This is a genomic window from Sphingomonas sp. SphC10 (genome assembly GCF_057004845.1).
On sequence record NZ_CM168044.1, the window covers coordinates 3153132 to 3174179 of the forward strand.

12 protein-coding genes are annotated in these 21048 nt (G+C 66.3%); 6 read left to right on the forward strand and 6 right to left on the reverse strand.

The window, feature by feature from the left end; translation table 11 throughout:
- Window positions 1-10: 10 nt before the first annotated feature.
- The 4 genes from truB (at window position 11) to ACWKSV_RS14480 (ending at window position 5275) form a co-directional block, all read left to right on the forward strand.
- Window positions 11-1012, forward strand: coding sequence for a tRNA pseudouridine(55) synthase TruB (gene truB / locus ACWKSV_RS14465; RefSeq protein WP_076714571.1), 1002 nt, complete (start codon window positions 11-13; stop codon window positions 1010-1012).
- 12 nt (window positions 1013-1024) lie between these two features.
- Complete coding sequence (rpsO, locus tag ACWKSV_RS14470) at window positions 1025-1294, forward strand: 30S ribosomal protein S15 (RefSeq protein ID WP_007406197.1); 270 nt, start codon at window positions 1025-1027, stop codon at window positions 1292-1294.
- Window positions 1295-1538: 244 nt separating this feature from the next.
- Window positions 1539-3878: a polyribonucleotide nucleotidyltransferase gene (pnp, locus tag ACWKSV_RS14475; protein ID WP_076714573.1), complete on the forward strand. Its 2340-nt coding sequence runs from the start codon at window positions 1539-1541 to the stop codon at window positions 3876-3878.
- 248 nt (window positions 3879-4126) lie between these two features.
- The gene (locus tag ACWKSV_RS14480; RefSeq protein WP_076714575.1) at window positions 4127-5275 is read left to right on the forward strand and encodes an AAA family ATPase; all 1149 of its coding nucleotides are present in this window, start codon (window positions 4127-4129) and stop codon (window positions 5273-5275) included.
- A gap of 3 nt (window positions 5276-5278) precedes the next feature.
- Here the strand turns inward: ACWKSV_RS14480 and ACWKSV_RS14485 are convergent, their stop codons facing one another.
- The 4 genes from ACWKSV_RS14485 to ACWKSV_RS14500 form a co-directional block, all read right to left on the reverse strand.
- Window positions 5279-6271, reverse strand: a complete 993-nt coding sequence (locus ACWKSV_RS14485) for a glycosyltransferase family 2 protein (protein WP_076714577.1) — start codon at window positions 6269-6271, stop codon at window positions 5279-5281.
- A 316-nt stretch (window positions 6272-6587) separates the two neighbouring features.
- Window positions 6588-8003: a M48 family metalloprotease gene (locus ACWKSV_RS14490; RefSeq protein ID WP_076714579.1), complete on the reverse strand. Its 1416-nt coding sequence runs from the start codon at window positions 8001-8003 to the stop codon at window positions 6588-6590.
- A gap of 502 nt (window positions 8004-8505) precedes the next feature.
- The gene (locus ACWKSV_RS14495; RefSeq protein WP_056432333.1) at window positions 8506-10605 is read right to left on the reverse strand and encodes a RelA/SpoT family protein; all 2100 of its coding nucleotides are present in this window, start codon (window positions 10603-10605) and stop codon (window positions 8506-8508) included.
- A 365-nt stretch (window positions 10606-10970) separates the two neighbouring features.
- Entirely contained in the window at window positions 10971-13382 is a 2412-nt protein-coding gene (locus ACWKSV_RS14500; protein WP_191864817.1) for a ligase-associated DNA damage response DEXH box helicase, read from the reverse strand.
- Between the two features lie 19 nt (window positions 13383-13401).
- Between ACWKSV_RS14500 and ACWKSV_RS14505 the strand changes: the two genes are divergently transcribed.
- Window positions 13402-14400 (forward strand): ligase-associated DNA damage response exonuclease, encoded by a 999-nt coding sequence (locus ACWKSV_RS14505; RefSeq protein WP_076717832.1) that lies wholly within the window; start codon window positions 13402-13404, stop codon window positions 14398-14400.
- 105 nt (window positions 14401-14505) lie between these two features.
- Here the strand turns inward: ACWKSV_RS14505 and mdoH are convergent, their stop codons facing one another.
- Both mdoH and ACWKSV_RS14515 read right to left on the reverse strand, forming a co-directional pair.
- Window positions 14506-16305 (reverse strand): glucans biosynthesis glucosyltransferase MdoH, encoded by a 1800-nt coding sequence (gene mdoH, locus ACWKSV_RS14510; RefSeq protein ID WP_076714581.1) that lies wholly within the window; start codon window positions 16303-16305, stop codon window positions 14506-14508.
- A complete protein-coding gene (locus ACWKSV_RS14515) occupies window positions 16302-17849 on the reverse strand; it encodes an OpgD/OpgG family glucan biosynthesis protein (RefSeq protein ID WP_237243502.1) in 1548 nt (515 codons plus the stop codon). Before ACWKSV_RS14515 ends, mdoH begins: the two co-directional genes overlap by 4 nt.
- Window positions 17850-18045: 196 nt before the next feature.
- Between ACWKSV_RS14515 and ACWKSV_RS14520 the strand changes: the two genes are divergently transcribed.
- Complete coding sequence (locus ACWKSV_RS14520; protein ID WP_076714583.1) at window positions 18046-21033, forward strand: TonB-dependent receptor domain-containing protein; 2988 nt, start codon at window positions 18046-18048, stop codon at window positions 21031-21033.
- Window positions 21034-21048: the final 15 nt, after the last annotated feature.

A 21048-nucleotide genomic window follows, 5' to 3' on the forward strand; every position in this document is an offset into this window, starting at 1 on the left:
CGCCTTGGCGATGCATGGATGGATCATACTCGACAAGCCGCTGGGGCTGGGATCGACGCAAGGGGTGAGCGCGGTCAAGCGGTGCTTGCGCCAGGGCGGCTATGGCAAGGGCATCAAGGTCGGTCATGGCGGCACGCTCGACCCGCTGGCGACGGGCGTGCTGCCGATCGCGGTGGGCGAGGCGACCAAACTCGCCGGGCGGATGCTCGACAGCGACAAGGTGTATGACTTCACCATCCGTTTCGGCGAGCAGACTTCGACGCTGGACGCCGAGGGTGAGGTGGTGGCGACCAGCGACGTGCGCCCGACCCGCGCCGCGCTGGAGGCGGTGCTGCCACGTTTCACCGGTCCGATTAGCCAGGTGCCGCCCGCCTATTCCGCGCTGAAGGTCGATGGCGAGCGGGCGTACGACCTCGCACGCGCCGGGGAGGAGGTGGTGTTGGCGAGTCGCGCGGTGACGATTCATTCGCTCCATTCCTCCCCAAGCTCGCTTGGGGAGGGGGACCATCGCGGCAGCGATGGTGGAGGGGCGGGACGGACCGGCGATGCCCCTCCACCACGCCCTGCGGGCGCGGTCCCCCTCCCCGAGCAAGCTCAGGGAGGACTGGAAGAAGTCACCCTTACCGCGCACGTCTCGAAGGGCACCTATATCCGCTCCCTCGCGCGCGACATCGCGCTCGCGCTCGGCACGGTCGGCCATGTCACCATGCTCCGCCGGACCAAGGCGGGGCCGTTCACTTTGGCCCCGGCGATATCGCTGGACAAATTGAACGGAATGGGGCAGGCGCGCACTCTTGAACAGATACTCCTGCCGCTGAGGGCGGGGCTGGACGACATCCCGGCTCTTGCTCTCGACCCCGACCAGGCAGGGGCGCTCCGTCAGGGGCGTGTGCTGGCCGGGATTGCCGTGGACGATGGCCAATATTTCGCGATGCTGGGGGATATCCCGGTGGCGCTGGTAGAGGCGCTGGACGAACAAGTCCGGGTCGTTCGTGGTTTTAACCTCGATTAAGAAAGGATCACGATGTCGATCACCGCTGAACGCCGCCAGGAAATCATCAAGGATCATGCCCGCGCCGAGGGCGACACGGGTTCGCCCGAAGTCCAGGTCGCGATCCTGACCCAGCGTATTCAGAACCTGACCGAGCACTTCAAGACCCACGCGAAGGACAACCATTCGCGTCGCGGCCTGCTGATGCTGGTCAACAAGCGCCGCTCGCTGCTCGACTATCTGCGTCACAAGGATGGCGACCGCTATCTGGCGCTGATCGCCAAGCTCGGCCTGCGCAAGTAAGCCTCGGGCGAAAGCCATGAAAAAGGGCATCCCTCACGGGGTGCCCTTTTTTTATTGATTGGTGTATAAAGCACCCGGCCGACCGGATGGCGCTCATGCGCATCCCCAAAGCCCTTATGTCATGAAACCCGTCGAACTGCGCGGGTAGGATCGGAGGATCGGCAATTCGGTCGACCTCCAGAGCCAATCTTGGCTCAACCCATAGGCCCCGGCGGGATAGGCCCGTCGGAGTGAAGGATATTCCATGTTCAATACCAAGAAAGTGGCCATCGAGTGGGGCGGCAAGACGCTGACCCTCGAAACCGGCAAGGTGGCCCGTCAGGCCGACGGCGCGGTGATCGCGACGCTGGGCGAGACGGTGGTGCTGTGCGCCGTGACGGCCGCGAAGAATGTGAAGGAAGGGCAGGACTTCTTCCCGCTCACCGTTCACTATCAGGAAAAGTTCTCGTCGGCGGGCCGTATCCCCGGCGGTTTCTTCAAGCGCGAGCGCGGCGCGACCGAGCGTGAGACGCTGATCAGCCGCCTGATCGATCGTCCGATCCGCCCGCTGTTCCCCGAGGGTTTCTACAACGAGATCAACTGCATCTGCCAAGTGCTCTCCTATGATGGCGAGAACGAGCCCGACATCCTGGCGCTGGTCGCCGCGTCGGCCGCGCTCACCATCTCGGGCGTGCCCTTCATGGGCCCGATCGGCGCGGCGCGCGTCGGTTATGTCGATGGCGAGTATCAGCTGAACCCGACCGACGCCGAGGCGCTGGCCGGTGACCTGGACCTGGTCGTCGCCGCCACCCATGACGCGGTGATGATGGTCGAGTCGGAAGCCAAGGAGCTGTCCGAGGAAGTGATGCTGGGCGCCGTCATGTTCGCGCACAAGGCATCGCAGCAGATCATCGACGCGATCATCGACCTGGCCGAGCAGGCCGCGAAGGACCCGTGGGAGCTGAAGGTCGGCGACGACCAGAAGGCGGTCAAGGCCGAGCTGAAGAAGCTGGTCGGCAAGGACATCACGGCGGCCTACAAGCTGACCGACAAGCAGCAGCGCCAGACCGCGCTGGGCGAGGCGCGCGCCAAGGCGAAGGCCGCCATGGCGGACCGTAGCCCACAGGAGCAGCTGGTCGCCGCCAAGCTGGTCAAGAAGCTGGAAGCCGAGATCGTCCGCACCGCGATCCTGAAGGACGGCCGCCGCATCGACGGTCGCTCGACCACCCAGATCCGTCCGATCGAGGCGGAAGTTCACTTCCTGCCGCGTTCGCACGGCTCGGCGCTGTTCACGCGCGGCGAGACTCAGACGATCGCGACCACGACGCTGGGCACCCGCGACGCGGAGCAGATGATCGACGGTCTGAACGGCCTGTCCTACCAGCACTTCATGCTGCACTATAACTTCCCGCCCTATTCGGTCGGCGAAGTGGGCCGCTTCGGCGCGCCGGGTCGTCGCGAGATCGGCCATGGCAAGCTGGCGTGGCGTGCCCTGCACCCCGTGCTGCCGTCGAAGGAGGAATTCCCCTACACCATCCGCGTGACCAGCGACATCACCGAGTCGAACGGCTCGTCGTCGATGGCCACCGTGTGCGGCGGCTCGCTGTCGCTGATGGATGCGGGCGTTCCGCTGAAGCGTCCGGTCTCGGGCATCGCCATGGGCCTGATCCTGGAAGGCAAGGACTTCGCCGTCCTGTCGGACATCCTGGGTGACGAGGATCACCTGGGCGACATGGACTTCAAGGTCGCCGGCACCTCCGAGGGCATCACCTCGCTCCAGATGGACATCAAGATCGCCGGTATCACCGAGGAGATCATGAAGGTCGCGCTGGCGCAGGCCAAGGAAGGCCGTGCGCACATTCTGGGCGAGATGAACAAGGCGCTGGGCGAGACCCGCACCGAGCTGTCGGCCCATGCCCCGCGCATCGAGACGATGACGATCGACAAGTCGAAGATCCGCGACGTGATCGGCACCGGCGGCAAGGTGATCCGCGAGATCGTCGCCACCACCGGCGCCAAGGTCGACATCGACGACGAGGGCGTGATCAAGATCAGCTCGTCTGATGGTTCGCAGATCGAAGCCGCGATGAACTGGATCAAGGGCATCGTCGAAGAGGCCGAGGTCGGCAAGATCTATAACGGCAAGGTCGTCAACCTGGTCGATTTCGGCGCGTTCGTGAACTTCATGGGCGGCAAGGACGGTCTGGTCCACGTCTCGGAGATCAAGAACGAGCGCGTCGAGAAGGTTTCGGACGTCCTGACCGAAGGCCAGGAAGTCAAGGTCAAGGTCCTCGAGATCGATCCGCGCGGCAAGGTCCGCCTGTCGATGCGCGTCGTCGACCAGGAAACCGGCGCCGAGCTGGAGGACAACCGTCCGGCCCGCGAACCGCGTGAACCGCGCGGCGATCGTGGTCCCCGTGAAGGCGGTCGCGGTCCGCGCCGCGATGGTGGTGACCGTGGCGGCGAGCGTGGTGGTGATCGTGGCGGCGAAGGCCGCAGCGGCCCGCGTCGCGACCGTGGCGACCGTCCCCGTCGCGAAGGTGGCGAGCAGGGCGGTTCGCCCGAATTCGCCGCTCCGGCCTTCCTGACCGGCGATCGCGACTGATCCTTATCTTCGGATGACGGACAAGGGCTCGGGGGAAACCCCGGGCCCTTTTTCGTGGGCCCTTGCCCCTCCGCGCCCGGCTGCACCGGGCAGCTCCCCTTCCATCGGAATTGGGGAGGATTTGCGCACCCATTCCTCCCCAAGCTGTGCTGGGGGAGGGGGACCGCCGCGAAGCGGTGGTGGAGGGGCAGGGGATCCCCCCGCCAAGCGCCATCGACAGCCGCAAGCGCCCATCATAACCTGACCCCGTGATCGAAACCCTGGCCATCTCCGGATATCGCTCGTTGCGCGACGTGGTGGTCCCGCTTGCTCCGCTGACCATCGTCACCGGCGCGAACGGCAGCGGGAAGTCGAGCCTCTACCGCGCACTGCGGCTGCTGTCCGACGTCGCGCAAGGCCGGGTGATCGCCTCGCTGGCGGCGGAGGGCGGGCTGAACTCGACCTTATGGGCGGGCCCGGAAAAATTCGGTCGGGGGATGAAGAGCGGTGATGTGCCGGTGCAGGGGACGCGGCGCGACGGGCCGGTCAGCCTGAAACTGGGATTTTCGTCCGCCGATTATGGCTATGCCATCGACCTGGGCCTGCCGATCCCGGGCTCGACGCGGTTCATGCATGACCCCGAGATCAAGGTGGAGGTGCTCTGGACGGGGCCCGCCATCGGACGGGCCAACCTGATCGCGGAGCGACGCGGCGATCATGCGCGGGTGCGCCGGGTCGCGGATGGCACCTGGCGCGCGGACGGGCGGGCGATGGAGTCGTTCGACTCGATGGTCACCCACTGGGCCGATGGCGGCGACGGACTGGAGCTGCTGGCCTTGCGCGAGCGGATGCGCGGCTGGCGCTTCTATGACGATCTGCGCACCGACCGCGACGCGCCCGCGCGACGGCCACAGGTGGGGACCTTCACCCCAGTCCTGGCGGGTGACGGCGGCGATGTCGGCGCGGCGATCCAGACCATCTTCGAGATCGGCGAGGGCGATGCGCTGGCCGACACCATCGCCGATGCCTTTGACGGCGCGACGTTGCAGGTCGGCGAACGGTTCGAGGTGATGATGCGGCAATATGGCCTGCTGCGCCCGCTTTCGGTGGCCGAGCTGTCCGACGGGACGCTGCGCTATATCCTGCTCGCCGCCGCGCTCCTGTCGCCGCGTCCGCCCGAGCTGATGATCCTGAACGAACCCGAGGCGAGCCTGCACCCGGATCTGCTCGCCCCGCTCGCCCGGCTGATTGTGAAGGCCTCGGCGCGGTGCCAGGTCATCACCGTGTCGCACGCCGCCCCGCTGGTCGACGCGTTGGAACGGAGCCCGGCGGCACGCGGCATTCGCCTGTACAAGGAACTGGGCGAGACGCTGGTCGAGGATGTCGAGCGTCCGCGCTGGACCTGGCCGAGTCGATAGCGGTCAGGCCGGGTCCTTCGCCCCCTCATGCGCGCTATAACCCAGCCGCGCATGGCCCTGCACCGGCCCCGCCACATCGGCGACGAGATAGAGAGGCCGCCGCTTCGATTCGATATAGAGCCGCCCCAGATACTCGCCGATCATGCCTAGCACGAACATCTGCACCGCGCCCAGGATGACGGTGACGAGCATGGTCGAGGTCCAGCCCTGCACCGCCGAGCCGGTCAGCCAGCCGATCGCGATATAGACGATCAGCAACAACGACGCCGCGGTCAGCGCGAGGCCGATATGGCTGGCCCAGCGAAGCGGCGCGGTGGAGAACCCCGTCACCGCGTCGAAGGCGAGCGCGATCATCTTGCCCAGCGGATAATGGGTCTCGCCCGCATGACGCTCGGCGCGGTCATAGGGGAAGGGCACCTGGCGGAAGCCGACCCAGGCGACCATGCCGCGAATGAAGCGCGCCTGTTCGGGCAGCGATTGCAGCGCGTCGAGCGCGCGGCGGCTCATCAGGCGGAAATCGCCGGTGTCGAGCGGGATCGGCGTATCGGTCAGCCGGTCGAGCATCCGGTAGAAGAGCGCCGCCGTCGCCTTTTTGAACAGCGTTTCCCCGGCACGCTTGCGGCGGACGGCATAGACCACGTCCGCGCCCTGCGCCGCCATGGTCGCGCGCATGTCGGTGAGGAGTTCGGGCGGGTCCTGAAGATCGGCGTCGATGATCAGGATCTGCTCGCCCGCGCACAGGTCGAGCCCTGCGGTCAGCGCCAGTTGATGGCCGTGGTTGCGCGACAGGTTGATCGCCACCAGATGCGGATCGGCGGCGGCCAGCCGCTGCATCACCTGCCAGCTGTCGTCCTTCGAGCCGTCGTTGATCAGGACGATCTCATAATCCTCGCCCACCGCCGCGCGCGCCGCACCCGAGATGCGCGCGTGGAGCACATCCAGGCAAGCGGCTTCGTTATAGCAGGGGACGACGACGGACAGGGCAGGGCGCTTCATGACGCCGCCGGTTTAAGGTCCGGCCCCATAAACGGCAATGGTCGTGACGGAGCCGATTTTGGTTCAGGGCAAGAAGCGAGGAGTGGAGCGATGCTTGCGCATCGTGACCCCAAGCCATTTTGGCTCGCGACGCCGCACTGGGGCAAAATCGGCCCGCCGCACAGCGGTTGCCCTGTCGCGCCCGCCGCCTGCGTCGCACGTCTTGCAGGTAGCGCCGCTACCTGCTGCACCGCGCTTCTTGCCGGACGAACACGACAGGGCAATCACGACCGTTGCCGCTTATGGGGCCGGACCCTCGCGGCGTCGAAGCCGTCCGTCACCCATTCACGACCAACTTAACCAAACGACCCGGTGCCAGCGCTTGTTCCGAGTCGAGGCCGTTCAGCGTCACGAACCGTTCGCGCTTGTAATCGGGAAAGGCCATGCGTGCCGCCAGGCTGTCGATCGTGTCGCCCTGACGAACCGTCACGATGCTGATCTTCTTGCCGCGAATGCCGTTCGCCTCGGCGGTGGAGAGCGGCGCGACCGAGGCGAGCAGCGACTGGAACGGCCCGATGCCCGATCCCGCGGGCGTGACCAGCGTGAAGGTATAGGTGGCCGAGGGGAAGCGGTAGGCGACCACCGTGGCATCGACCGCGCGGTTGTTGGCGGCGGCGCGGGTGGTGACATAGGCATAGGGAATGCCGTTCGCCGTGCCGTTCTGAAGCTGGCCCGAGGGGGTGCCGGTGCCGAGCTGGCCGAAGCGCTGGGTGATCGCCTGGCCCAGGTCGCTGCCTTGGGCGAGGCGCATCTCGGCCTGCCCGCCTTGGCCGACCACCGTCACCGCATCGCTGCCATTGGCAATCGCATAGCCATTGGGGGCGGTGAATTTCAGCTTGAGGCCGGGATGGCGGAAGGTCTGGCCGTCGACAATGCCTTCCTTGGGATCGTCGCCATAAGGCATGCCGTCGAGCATCCGCAGATAGGCGGTGTCCTGCGGCGGGGTGGTTTCGGGGCGGCCGGTCTGCTTGGCGAGCGCGGCGGCGCGGCGCACGCGGTCGGCGCTATTGGGATGGGTCGAGGCCCAGGTCGGGACGGCATTGGCGTTCCTGCCCGAGGTCCGCGCGGCCAGGTTGCTCGACGCGGCCAGCGAAGCGAGCATGTCGGCCGAGGCGTAAGGGTCGTATCCGGCGGCCGTCATGTAGCGGATGCCGAGGCCATCGGCCTGATATTCCTGATCGCGGCCGTATTTCAGCGTGTAGAGCTGCGCGCCGGTGCCGACGACCTGGCTGGCGATATTGCTGCCGGTCAGCAGGCCCGCGCCCGCCGCGAGGATCGAACCGATGGTCGAACGGGTGTTGCGGCTCTGCGAATGGCGCGCAGCGACGTGGCCGACCTCATGGCCCAAGACCGAGGCCAGCTCGGCCTCCGAATTCATCAGCGCAAGCAGCTGGCGGGTGACATAGATATAGCCGCCGGGGATGGCGAAGGCGTTCTCGACCGGTGAGTTGAGCGTGGTGACGGTGAAGTCCCCTTGCGCGTTCGACAGGCCCGACTGGACCGCGACACGCTTGCCGACCCGCTCGACGAACGCGGCCTGCGGTCCGGTGTAGCGGCCGCCATATTGCGCTACGAGCTGCGGATTGGCCTGCGCCCCCTGCGCCTTGTCGGATGCGGAGATGGAGCGGGTGGTCTGGGCCGCGGCGGGGGCGGCGACGAGCGCGAGCATGGCGGCGGCGGTGACGAAACGCATCGGTGACGGACTCCCTGTTCGCGCTTTTCAAAGCGCGTGACGGGCGCGGGTTCCAGCTTTTTGTTACGGAGGCGTCATTTTGCTGTCAGGATTCCGTTGGCACCGTGCCGTACCCCGGCGAAGGCCGGGGTCCAGTTTCCACGCCACCGATGGCGCGCAAAGCGGTGCGGGGGAGGCACCTGCTCTGCGCCTCCGCTCATTCACCGCAACTGGGCCCCGGCCTTCGCCGGGGAACAGAAGGAATTGGTTCGCGCGGAGACGCGGAGGTGTCTGGCCCTGCCGCAGATGCCGGCCTGCTCTACACGGCGTTCCGGGCCTATCTTCCTCCCCTGTAAGGGGAGGGGGACCAGCGTAGCTGGTGGAGGGGTGTCCCACCTATTGAGAGCGCGACACCCCTCCGTCAGGCCTTCGGCCTGCCACCTCCCCTGCAAGGGGAGGAATTGGAGTAGGCGAGTCAGGCGCAGTCGGTGCTGCTTACATTCCTTCGCGTTTCCGCGCGAACTCAAACCCGCTCCACCAGGCTCACCACATCCGCCGCGCGCAAGGCTGCGATCAGGCGCATCAGATGTTGCAGGTCGTGCACCTCGACATCGATCAGGTTGGTGTGGAACCGCGTGTCGCGCGTATCCAGCCTGACGTTGATGATGTTGGCCTTATGCTGGCCGATGATCGTCGCCAGGATGCCCAGCGCACCGGGTTCGTTCTTGACCATGACCGAGATACGCGCCGTCGCGCCCTCGCTCTCGTCGCCCCAGGAGACGTCGACCCAGTCGGTTTCCTCGTCGGTACGGTCGGCCAGTTCGGCGAGTACCGGGCATTGGATGGCATGGACCTCGATCCCCGCATCCGGGCGGCGCAGGCCGACGATGCGGTCGCCCGGCACCGGGTGACAGCATTGCGCCAGGTCATAGGCGACGCCCGGCGTCAGCCCCTTGATCGAGATGGCGCTCGACTGCGGCGGGAGGGCGGCGACGTCCGCCCCGGCCGAACCCGGCATCAGCGCCTCCATGACCGCGGCATCCGACACCGTACGGCGCGCGATCGCGATCATCAGATGGGCCTCGTCGGGCATCTTCAACCGTTGCAGCGCATGGGTCAGTGCGTCCGGCCCGATCTGGGCGGGCAGGCGGCGGACGATATCCTCGTACAGCTTGCTGCCCAGGCTGACCTGCTCGGTGCGCTCGGCATGGCGCAGGTGGCGGCGGATCGCGGCCAGCGCCTTGCCGGTGATCGCCAGGTTCAGCCAGTTGGCCTGCGGCGTCTGTCCGGCCGAGCGCAATATCTGCACCTGGTCGCCGTTCGAGATGACGGTCGACAGCGGCACGACCCGCCCGTTCAGCTTGGCGCCCACCGCTTGGTCGCCCAGATCGGTATGCACGGCATAGGCGAAGTCGATCGGCGTCGCGCCCTTCGGCAGCTGGATCAGTTCGCCCTTGGGGGTGAAGGCGAAGATGCGATCCTGATACATCGCCATCTTCGTATGCTCGATCAGCTCCTCGGGGCTGTCCGAGGTATCGAGGATTTCGACCAGGTCGCGAATCCAGCTGACCTGCGCGTCGTGGCGCGTCGCCTGCTTGTAGGTCCAGTGCGCGGCCAGGCCGAAATCGGCCTCGGCATGCATTTCGGGGGTGCGAATCTGGATCTCGATGCGGGCATTGTCGGCATGGATGACGCTGGTGTGGAGCGAGCGATAGCCGTTGCGCTTAGGCGTCGAGATATAGTCCTTGAACCGCCCCGGCACCATCGGCCAGCGGCGATGGATCAACCCCAGTGCGCGGTAGCAATCCTCCTCGGTCGGCACGATCGCGCGGAAGGCCATGACGTCGGACAGCTGCTCGAAGCTGATATGCCGCTCGTTCATCTTGCGGAAGATCGAGAAGGCGGACTTTTCGCGCCCCGTTACGTCGGCATCCACGCCGCCGCGCGACATCAGCAGCTTCAGGCCCGAGGCGATCTTGGAAATCCGGTCGCCGCCGCCTTCCTTCATCTGCGCGAGACGCAGCGTGATCGACTCATAGGCTTCGGGTTCGAGCTGCTGGAAGGAGAGCATCTGCATCTCCTTCATGAACTCATACATGCCGATCCGCTCGGCGAGCGGGGCATAGATGTCCATCGTCTCCTTCGCGATGCGGCGGCGCTTTTCCGGCTTCGCGATGTGATGGAGCGTGCGCATATTGTGGAGGCGGTCGGCCAGCTTCACCAGCAGCACGCGGATATCGTCCGACATGGCGAGCAGGAACTTGCGGAGATTCTCGGCCGCACGCTCGCTTTCGGTCTGTGCCTCGATCTTGGACAGCTTGGTGACGCCGTCGACCAGCCGCGCGACATTGGGACCGAACAGCCGCTCGATCTCGTCATAGGTGGCGACGGTATCCTCGATCGTGTCGTGCAGGATGGCGGTGGCGATCGTCTCGTCATCCAGATGCAGGTCGGTCAGGATGCCGGCCACCTCGATCGGATGGCTGAAATAGGGATCGCCCGAAGCACGCTTCTGGCTGCCATGCGCCTTCATCGAGAAGACATAGGCGCGATTGAGCAGCGCCTCATCGGCCTGGGGGTCGTAGTCGAGCACGCGGTCGACGAGTTCATACTGGCGGAGCACGATATCAGATTTGCGTGGTAGGGATGGGCAATGCAACATTTTTGATGCGATCAAGGTGATCGAGGTCTTCTTAAGCCCCTTTCCTCTTCAAGCCCCTCTCCCGGCAGGGGGAGGGGTTGGGGAGGGGCAAGGGCCACGGGGGCTGGTCTCTGTGAGACCCCGTGCCCTCCCCCATCCCCTCCCGCCTGCGGGAGGGGAGCGGCAAGAGGCGAGGGTGGGGCGTGGCCTTCGACTTCGCTCAGGCTGAACGGGGGTCGTAGAAAACCTCAATTCCCAACCCCCATTCAGCCTGAGCCCTTCGGCTGGCGAGCCAGCCGCTCAGGATAAACTTCGGCGCAAAGCGCCGAAGTCGAAGGCCACAAGCCTCACTCCCCCATCGCCTCCGCCGCCAGCGCCTCCGCCTCGATCAACAGATCGTCGTCCGCGCTCCCCGTCGACACCTTCTCGCGGCCGATCAGTACCAGCACCGGCACCGCCAGCGGGCTGACCCGCTCCAGATCGACGTGCAGCATCGTGCCCCCCGCCCGGTCGAGCAGGTTCGCCAGCCGCCCGACATCGGTCATCCGCGCCCGCGCATCGTCCCACGCCGCTTGAAGCAGCAGATGACCGGGCTCGTATTTGCGCAGCACGTCGTAGATCAGGTCGGTCGAAAAGGTCACCTGCCGCCCGGTCTTGCGCTTGCCGGGATGCTGGCGGTCGACCAGTCCGCCGATCACCGCGACCTCGCGGAATGCCCGTTTCAAAAGGTGCGATTGCTGCACCCAGTCGACGAACTCGTTCTCCAGGATGTCGGGCGAGAAGAGGCTGGCGGGGTCCGTCACCTTTTCCAGACCATAGCATGCCAGCGCATAGTCGCTGGCAACGAAGCCGAGCGGTTTCAGCCCCTGCGCCTCCATCCGCCGGGTGATCAGCATCCCCAGCGACTGGTGCGCATTCCACCCCTCGAAGCTGTAGGCGACCATGTAATGCCGCCCCTCGCGCGGGAAGGTCTCGACCAGCAACTGGCCGGGGCGGGGCAGGACCGAGCGGCGGTCCTGCATCTCCAGCCAGTCATGCACGTCCGGGGGAAAACGGTCCCATGCACGCCGGTCGGCGAGGAACTCCCGTACCCGGTCGGCGAGGCTGGTCGACAGCGGCATCCGGCTGCCGCCATAGGTCGGGATGCGGGCGGGGCGCGAAGTGGCGCGGACGATCAAATCCTCGCCGTCGATCGATTCCACCTCCAGGCTCAAACCGGCGAAGAAGAAGGTGTCGCCCGGCGCCAGCGTCGCGGCGAAACCCTCTTCCACCCGGCCCAACTGGCGGCCGTTGCGGAAACGCACCTTCAGCATCGTCGCCTCGACGATGATCCCGGCGTTCAGGCGATGCTGCGCGACGAATTGCGGATGGGTGACGCGCCATGTCCCGTCCGGTTGCTGGACCAGCCGCTTGAACTTGTCATAGGCGCGCAAGGCATAGCCGCCGTCCGCGATGAAGCGCAGCACGCGGTCGAACGTCTCATCGTCTAGCGCCGAATAGGGCATGGCCGAGCGGATTTCATCCAGCAGCGCGCCCTGCTCGAACGGCGCGGCACAGGCGCAGGCCATGACATGCTGCGCCAGCACGTCGAGCGCGCCCTGGCGGAAGATGTCGGGGTCCAGCTCGCCCGCCTCCACCGCATCGAGCGCGGCGCGCGCTTCCAGATATTCGAAGCGGTTGCCGGGGACCAGGATCGCGCGGCTCGATTCGTCCAGCCGGTGGTTGGCGCGGCCGATCCGCTGGAGCAGCCGCGACGAGCCCTTGGGCGCGCCCATCTGGATCACGCAATCGACATCGCCCCAGTCGACGCCCAGATCGAGGCTGGCGGTCGCGACCAGCGCGCGGAGTTTGCCGTCCGCCATCGCGGCTTCCACCTTCTGGCGGGCTTCCAGCGAGAGCGAGCCGTGATGGACGCCGATCGGCAGGCTCTTGTCATTGGCCTTCCACAGATCCTGGAAGATCAGCTCGGCCAGACTGCGCGTGTTGCAGAAGAGGATGGTGGTCCGGTTCGCCTCGATCACCCGCATGACCTGGGCAGCGGCATAGCGGCCCGAATGGCCTGCCCAGGGGACGCGGTCCTCGGGCAGCAGGATCGAGATATCCGGCGGCGCGCCCGGCTCGCCGGTGACGAGGCCGACCGCGTCGATATCGCCATCGGGCGCCAGCCAGGCACGATAGCCGTCCGGGTCCGCCACCGTCGCCGACAGCGCGACGCGGCGCAGATCGGGGGACAGACGCTGCAACCGCGCCATGCACAAGGACAGCAGGTCGCCGCGCTTGCCGGTGGCGAAGGCGTGGACCTCATCGACCACGATGGTCTTCAACCCGGCGAACATCGTCGCGGCATCCGGGTAGCTGAGCAGCAGCGACAGCGATTCGGGAGTGGTCAGCAATATCTGCGGCGGCTTTACCCGCTGCCGCGCCTTCTTGTCCGACGAGGTATCGCCGGTGCGCGTCTCGACCCTTATGTCCAGGTCCATCTCCTCGATCGGCGTGACGAGGTTGCGGCGGATGTCGACCGCCAGCGCTTTCAGCGGCGAGACGTAGAGGGTGTGCAGCCCCTCGCTCGGGGTTTCGATCAGCTCGGTCAGCGTCGGCAGGAACCCCGCCAGCGTCTTGCCCGCGCCCGTCGTCGCGACCAGCAGCGCGTGGCGGCCTGCGCGGGCTTCTTCCAGCATCGCCAGCTGATGGGTGCGTGGCGACCAGCCCTTGGCGGCGAACCAGTCGGTCAGGGCGGAGGGGAGGGAACCGGGGGGCATCCCGAAGGATATAGGTATCATGGTCAAGCTCGGCGACTGGATACAGCCCCATAAACATGGGATTTACGTGGCCCCCGCCGATGTGTGGGTCGATCCCTCCGAGCCGGAGGCCAAGGCGCTGGTGACCCATGGCCATGCCGACCATGCGCGCGGCGGCCATGGCACCGTCTGGGCGACCCCCGACACACTGGCGATCATGGAAGCGCGCTACGGCCCGCAAAATGGTGTCGGCGTCGGCTATGGCGAGACGATCCGGCTGGGCGAGGTGGGCGTCAGCTTTGTGCCCGCAGGCCATGTGCTAGGATCGGCGCAGATCGTACTCGACTATCGCGGCGAACGGGTGGTGGTATCGGGCGACTATAAGCGCCGCGCCGACCCGACCTGTACGCCGTTCGAACCGGTGAAGTGCGATGTCTTCGTCACCGAGGCGACCTTCGCGCTGCCCGTCTTCCGTCACCCCGAAACCGGTGACGAGATCGACAAGCTGATCGCGCGTCTCCACGCCAATCCGACGCGGTGCGTGCTGGTCGGGGCCTATGCGCTGGGCAAGGCGCAGCGGGTGATCGCCGAACTTCGCGTGCGCGGGCACGACGCGCCCATCTATCTGCACGGCGCTTTGGCGCGGCTATGCGCGCTCTATCAGGAACTGGGCGTCGATCTGGGCGAACTTCGCATGGTGGCGGACACGCCCAAGGCCGAGATGGCCGGGCATGTCGTCATGTGCCCGCCGGGGGCGCTCAACGATCGCTGGTCGCGGCGGCTGCCCGATCCGATCACGGCGATGGCCAGCGGCTGGATGCGGGTGCGCCAGCGCGCGCGGCAGAAGAATGTCGAGCTGCCGCTGATCCTGTCCGACCATGCCGATTGGGACGAGCTGACCCAGACGCTGACCGAGATCGCCCCGCGCGAGGTATGGGTGACGCATGGCCGGGAGGAGGCGTTGGTCCATTGGTGCGAGACGCGGCAGATGAAAGCGCGGGCCTTGGCGCTGGTGGGGTTCGAGGATGAGGATGATTGATAGGGTGGGGCGTGGCCTTCGACTTCGCTCAGGCTGAACGGTTGTTGTAAATAGATATTTTCCCAAAACCCCGTTCAGGCTGAGCGAAGTCGAAGCCCAAGGGCTTCACGCCAAGGCCAAAGGCCGAACCGGCTCCGCCACCTCCGACCCCGGCACCCCGAACACGCCCTTCTTCGCCAGTCGCTCGCCCGGCCGGACCTTCGCCGTCTCCATCGCCAGCCAGGGCGACAGCAACAGCCCCAGGGTCACCGGCGACAGCCATGCCCCCAGCATCGGGTTCAGGAACGACACGACCACCAACACCGCGCCGACCCCCAGATGCCAGCGATAGCGCGGCATCGCGTCCGCCGCCGCCAGCCCGTCGCGCACCCGGCTTTGCGGGTTCCAGCCCGAAGGCTTGCCGCGCACGATGTTGATCAGGTCGATCGTCTGGGTCAGCGCGATCACCGGCGCGGTCAGGATCGACAGCGGCACGTCGAGCGCGACCGAGGACAGGATGCCGCGCACCCCGCCATAGCTTGCCCGGCGGTCGCGGTCCGCCAGCGCCCAGATCATGCTGAGGATCTTCGGCCCAAACAGCAGCACCAGCGTCACCGCCAGCACCCGCGCCGAGGTGACGGCATGGACCGTCGCGGCATCGTCGGACAGGCTCTGCGCGATCGAGGTGGCGATCAGGATCAGCCAGGCGGGCGACATCAGATAGGCGGTGGCGCCGATCAGCAACTGCAACCGGCTGATCCAGTGGAAACCGCTCGCGCCCAGCAGTTTCAGATGCTGGATATTGCCCTGCGCCCAGCGCCGATCGCGCACCGCCTGGTCGATCAGGGTCGGCGGAAACTCCTCGAAACTGTCCTCGACCATCAGCATGTGCAGCCGCCAGCCGCGCCGCCGGAGCAGCGCCGCCTCGACCATGTCGTGGCTCATGATCGTGCCGCCGAAGGGCGGGCGTCCGGGCAAATCAGGCAGGCCGCAACTCTCTGCAAAGGCCTTGATCCGGATCAGCGCATTATGCCCCCAGAAGGTCGACTCCGACCCCGACCACCAGACCAGCCCGGCGGTCGAGATCGGCCCGTAGAAGCGGCTGGCGAACTGCATCCAGCGCTGGAAGAAGGTCGTCGCACCGATGATCATCGGCACCGTCTGCAACAGCGCGATCGAGGGGCGCTGCTCCATGATCTGCGCCATGCCGACGATCGTGTCGCCGCCCATCAGGCTGTCGGCGTCGAGCATCAGCATGAAGTCGTATCCGCCGCCGTAATTGCGGATCCACTCGGCGACATTGCCCGGCTTGCGGCCCTTATTCTCGGTCCGGCGGCGATAATGGAGCGGCACGCGCAGCCGGGGGGCGAGGCGTTCCCAGGCTGCGCGTTCCTCCGCCTCCGCCGCTTCGCCCGAATCGGACAGCACGAAAAAGGCGAAGCGGTCCGCAGCGCCCGCGCGGTCGATCATCACCGCCATGCGGGCGATCCGGTCGAATACCGCGTCGACATCCTCGTTATGCACCGGCACCAGCACCGCCGTCCGCGCGGTCGGTGGCGCGGCCCCCTTGGGCGCGGGCGTGATGCCGGGATGCGCGCGCGAGATCAGCAGCGCGAAGCCGATCGCCGCCGTCACGAACCCGAACGAGATCCAGGCGAACAGCGGAAAGAACAGCAGCAGCAACAGTCCGTCGAGCAGTTCGAACCCGTCGCTTAGCAACGCCTCCTTAACCGAGGCGGAGGCGGCCGTCGCCAGCAATCCGGTGAGGAGTACCAAGAGCAGGCGACGCGTCAGGATATCGTCAGGCGACAGGTTGACGCCCTCGCGCGGCTCGGGCGCCGTGTGCGGCGGCGGCAGGCCGTCGAACCGCTGGACCGCCATGGTCAGCGGCGCGGGTGGCGGCATCATCGCGGGGCTGTCGGTCATTGCAGGAAGACGGGCATCAACACCGTCTCGCTCAGCGCCCTGGCCTGCTGCTTCAGATAGAGGCGGACATCGGCGGGTCCCCCTCCGTTGGGCGGTCCTTCGGGCGCGATATCGGCGGTCACGCGCCAGCGGTTCGACTGGCCGACGACCGGATAGGCGGCCTGGGCTAGCAACCTGCCGCGTGTGACGGAGATGTCGGCGGTGACGCCGCTCTGCCGGTCGAGCCCGGCCAGGGCGGCGCCGGTGAAATCGACGACCAGCTTGCGCGCACCCGGTGTCGGCTCGGCGCCCGGTCGACCGGCATCGCCCGTCCAGCTGTCGACCGCATGGGCGATGCCGGGCACGACCGTCGGGTCGGTGGAGCCCCAGCTCAGGCGATAGTCGAACTGCCGCTTCTGCCCCGCTCTGGGCGCGTCGGCAGGGTTCCAGAAGGCGACGATATTGTCGACCGTCTCGCTCGCGGTGGGGAAGGCATAGAGCATCACCTGCCCACGCCCCCAATCGCCCTGCGGCTGCACCCACAGGTTCGCACGACGGTCGTAAAAGGCCCCGTCATCCTGATAATGGTCGAAGTTCCGGTCGCGCTGGAGCAGGCCGAAGCCGCGCGGATTGGTGTCGGCGAAGCTGTCGAGGGTAGGGCGGGGTGGATTGACCAGAGGCCGCCACAGCCGCTCGCCAGCACCGGTCAGCAGCGCCAGCCCGTCCGAATCATGGATCTCGGGCCGCCAGTCGCGCGCAGCGGTGCGATTGCCTTCGCCATACCAGAACATGCTGGTCGCGGGCGCGATGCCAAGCCGTTCCACGTCTCGGCGGAAGAACAGGACGGCGGACACGCGCTGCTCGACGCCGTTTGTGCCCTTGGTCGAATCGATCCGGTACGCGCCGCTGACGCTCGGTCCGTCGAGCAGCGCATAAACGGTATAGCCCTGCGCCCCCGTCCGCTCGATCCAGAAATGGGTGAAGGCGGGAAATTCCTCGCGCCCGTCGATGCCAGTGTCGATCGCGATGCCCCGCGCCGACAGGCCATATTGGTCCTGCGCACCCGCCGTGCGGAAATAGGAGGCCCCCTGAAAGGCCAGCCAGTCGCTCTTCCCGTCCGCCGTCATCGCGCGGAAACCGGCAATGCCCAGCGGCGGCGCGTGGCCTGCTTCGGCGGCGAACAGCGAGGGAGAGAAGGGCACAGCGCGGGCCTGGCCATTCTCGACAATGTGGATGCCGACCGGGATGGGCGCATAACGTCCCAGAGGAAATAGCCGAATGCCCCCGGCCAGTGTCCGGTCGTCGCGGTAGCGGATGGTGCCGACCGCGTCATAGCCGATGGCTTCGGCCGCCGTGACCTTGGCCGGCGCCCGGTAAGGTTCCCGCGCCAGCGCCTCGGCCTGGGCTTGCAGCGCGGCCCAGGAAAAGGGCTTGGGGGCGCCCAGCGACGTGCCTCCGCCGCTCCCTTGCGCGGCGACATGGGCGGCGGCGGTCGGGGTCAGACCCAGAACGGCAAGCGCCGCGACCAGTTCTCGACGGTTGGCCTGCATCATCGGCTTCAGCATCTCCCGTAACGCTCGGAGCGGAGCGCGCATAACGGCTGCGCGAAATTCGGCTGATTGTGCAACGCAGCATGCGGCGATCGGTTGCCGGGGCACGATCACAAGCGCCTCTGCCGTTAATTTGAAGAAAGTATATTATATTTGACGAAAGGTAGTTTTTTGGTCATGTAGCAAGAATAAGATTAAGAGGGGTCCATCGATGAATGGAAATTACACGCGGCTGGCCTGTTCGGCTGGTGCGATTGCGATCGCATTGCTTTCGGTTTCGCCGGTTCAGGCGCAGGTGAAGAAGGCTGCTGGCCAAAGCGAGGACACACGCTGCCTGCCGGACCAGCCCTGCCCGCCCGATGCGACACAGGTTTCGGATGGCAATCCTGCCGTCGAGGGCGAGGGTATCGTCGTCACCGGCACTCGCCTCCAGCGTCCCAATTTCACCAGCAACAGCCCGCTGACGGTCGTCGATGCGACCGAAATCCGCCTTCAGGGCGCGATCCAAGTCGAAAACGTGCTGAACCGCCTGCCGCAGGTGACGCCGGACGCGAACGAGAATGGCTCGAACGGGTCGGACGGCACCGCGCGCGTCAACCTGCGCAACCTGGGCAGCAACCGGAACCTCGTGCTCGTCAACGGCCAGCGCATGCTGCCGGTGCAGGCCAACGACCTGAACTTCATCCCCGCCGCACTCATCAAGCGGGTCGACGTCGTCACCGGCGGCGCGTCGGCGGTCTATGGCTCGGACGCGATTTCGGGTGTCGTCAACTTCATCCTGCGCGACGACCTGGACGGCGTGCGCACGGATATCCAGTACGGCTTTGCCCAGCACCAGAATGACAACGCGTTCGCGCGGGGTGTGCAGAGCCAGGCCAATTATCGCCTGGCCCAGCCGATGATCCTGGACGGGCAGAAGCTGGACGTGAACGTCGCGTTCGGCACCAACTTCCCCGACGGTCGCGGTAACGTGACCGCCTATTTCGGCTATCGCGACACCAAGCCGGTGCTGCAGGGCGACCGCGACGTGTCGTCCTGCGCCTTCGATCCGGCGGGGACGGGCAATTCGACGCTGACCTGCGGCGGATCCAGCAACAACCAGTACGGCCTGTTCGACCCGATCACCGGGCCGAACGCCGATGCAGGCCGGTTCAACAACACCCGCGACGGCAACCGGACCTGGGTGCCCTATGATTCCAGCTTCCGCTACAATTATGCGCCGCTGAACTATTTCCAGCGCAACGACACACGCTACACGGCGGGCGCCTTTGCCAAATATGAAATTTCGCCTGCCATCGAAGCCTATGGCAGCTTCATGTTCATGGACGACCATACCAATTCACAGGTCGCCCCGTCCGCGCTGTTCCAGGGCTATACCTACTCGATCAACTGCGACAATCCGTTCCTTAGCGCGCAGCAGGGCCAGATCCTGTGCGGCAACGCCTATGGCACCAATGCGACGCAGCAGGCCTATATCGGCTATCGTCCGGTGGCCGGGAACGCCCGTCCGCGTCGCGACGACCTGCGCCACACCGATTTCCGCGTCACCGGCGGCGTGCGCGGTGAGATCGCGCCGGGCATCCGCTATGACGCCAACGCGCTGTTCTCGACGGTTCTCTACAACGAGACCTATGAGAACGACATCGACCCGTCGCGCGCCAATCGTGGCATCCAGGTCGTCAACGTCAACGGTACCCCGACGTGCAAGTCGGTGATCGACGGCAGCGACCCGCAGTGCGTGCCGCTCGACATCTTCCGCTATAATGGCATCTCGGACGCGGCGTTCGGCTATATCTACGCGCCGACCTCGACCCGCGGCGTCGACCGCGAAACGGTGCTCAGCGGCAACATCAGCGCGGACCTGGGCACGTACGGCGTCAAGTCGCCTTGGTCGGACGACGGCATCGGCGTGGTGCTCGGCGTCGAGCATCGGTACGAGAGCCTGGAGTTCAAGGCCGACGCGCTGGCGCTGCAAAAGGGCACCAAGGAAACCCAGGGCCGTTTCGACGTGAACGAGGTGTTCGCGGAAATCGAAGTGCCGTTGATCCAGAACAAGCCCTTCGTCAAGGAACTGGCGCTGAACGCGGGCTATCGCGGATCGGACTATTCCAACCTGTCCAAGATCGTCTCGACCTACAAGGCCGAGCTGTCCTGGGCGCCGAGCAGCGATATCCGCCTGCGCGGCAGCTATAACCGCGCGATCCGTGCCGCCAATGTGTCCGAGCTGTTCGGGCCGCAGTTCAACGGCAATGTCAGCGCACAGGACCCCTGCGCCACCGCGACGCCGACCGCGACCTTCGCCCAGTGCGCCCGCACCGGCGTGACCCAGGCGCAATATGGCCGCATCACCGACTGTCCGGCGGAAACCTGCACCGCGCAGTTCGGCGGCAATCCCGCGCTTCGCCCCGAAACCGCCGACACCTATACGGCGGGCATCGTCTTCACCCCGACCTTCCTGCGCCGCCTGTCGCTGACGGTCGATTATTTCGACATCCGGGTGCGGGACTATATCGGTTCGATCTCGGTTCCCCAGACGATCAGCCAGTGCATCGCGACCGGCAATCCGTTCTTCTGCAACCTGTTCAAGCGTGATCCGCGCGGCGGCATCATCTTCGGCGACCAGGGCTATATTGTCTCGACGACGCAGAATACCGGCTCGCTGCGCACCTCGGGCGTCGATTTCGGCCTCAGCTATTCCCAGCCGCTGGGCGGCGCGGGTTCGCTCGCCGTCGATTTCCAGGGCACCTGGAACCGCAAGATGGTGAACGAGCCGGTGCCCGGCCTCGGCTCCTTCGACTGCGTCGGCTATTTCGGCCCGACCTGTGGCCAGCCCATGCCTGAATGGCGGCACCAGTCGCGCTTTACCTGGACCGATGCGGCGAAGGTCGGATCGATCTCGCTCAACTGGCGCTATATCGGCCCGACCAAGCTGACCAACAATTCGACCGACCCGAACCTGGCGGGCACGCCGTCGATCTTCAACAGCCGGATCAAGACGTACAATTACTTCGATCTGGCGGGCACGGCCAAGGTGCAGGACGGCATCGTCTTCCGCGCCGGTGTGAACAACCTGTTCGACCGGGATCCGCCGATCATTGCGCAGGGCCTGCTGGCCGCGTTCGGCAACGGCAACACCTATCCCGGCATGTACGACGCGGTGGGGCGCACCGTGTTCATCGGCCTGACGGCGGAGTTCTGATGCGAAAAGGGGGCG

Bases quoted from the DNA above. Each gene is read 5' to 3' on its own strand.
- rpsO (WP_007406197.1), top strand. From the start codon at position 1,025: ATGTCGATCACCGCTGAACGCCGCCAGGAAATCATCAAGGATCATGCC.
- ACWKSV_RS14515 (WP_237243502.1), bottom strand. From the start codon at position 17,849: ATGCTGAAGCCGATGATGCAGGCCAACCGTCGAGAACTGGTCGCGGCG.
- mdoH (WP_076714581.1), bottom strand. From the start codon at position 16,305: ATGACCGACAGCCCCGCGATGATGCCGCCACCCGCGCCGCTGACCATG.
- ACWKSV_RS14490 (WP_076714579.1), bottom strand. From the start codon at position 8,003: ATGCGTTTCGTCACCGCCGCCGCCATGCTCGCGCTCGTCGCCGCCCCC.
- truB (WP_076714571.1), top strand. From the start codon at position 11: ATGCATGGATGGATCATACTCGACAAGCCGCTGGGGCTGGGATCGACG.
- pnp (WP_076714573.1), top strand. From the start codon at position 1,539: ATGTTCAATACCAAGAAAGTGGCCATCGAGTGGGGCGGCAAGACGCTG.
- ACWKSV_RS14520 (WP_076714583.1), top strand. From the start codon at position 18,046: ATGAATGGAAATTACACGCGGCTGGCCTGTTCGGCTGGTGCGATTGCG.
- ACWKSV_RS14505 (WP_076717832.1), top strand. From the start codon at position 13,402: ATGGTCAAGCTCGGCGACTGGATACAGCCCCATAAACATGGGATTTAC.
- ACWKSV_RS14500 (WP_191864817.1), bottom strand. From the start codon at position 13,382: ATGCCCCCCGGTTCCCTCCCCTCCGCCCTGACCGACTGGTTCGCCGCC.
- ACWKSV_RS14485 (WP_076714577.1), bottom strand. From the start codon at position 6,271: ATGAAGCGCCCTGCCCTGTCCGTCGTCGTCCCCTGCTATAACGAAGCC.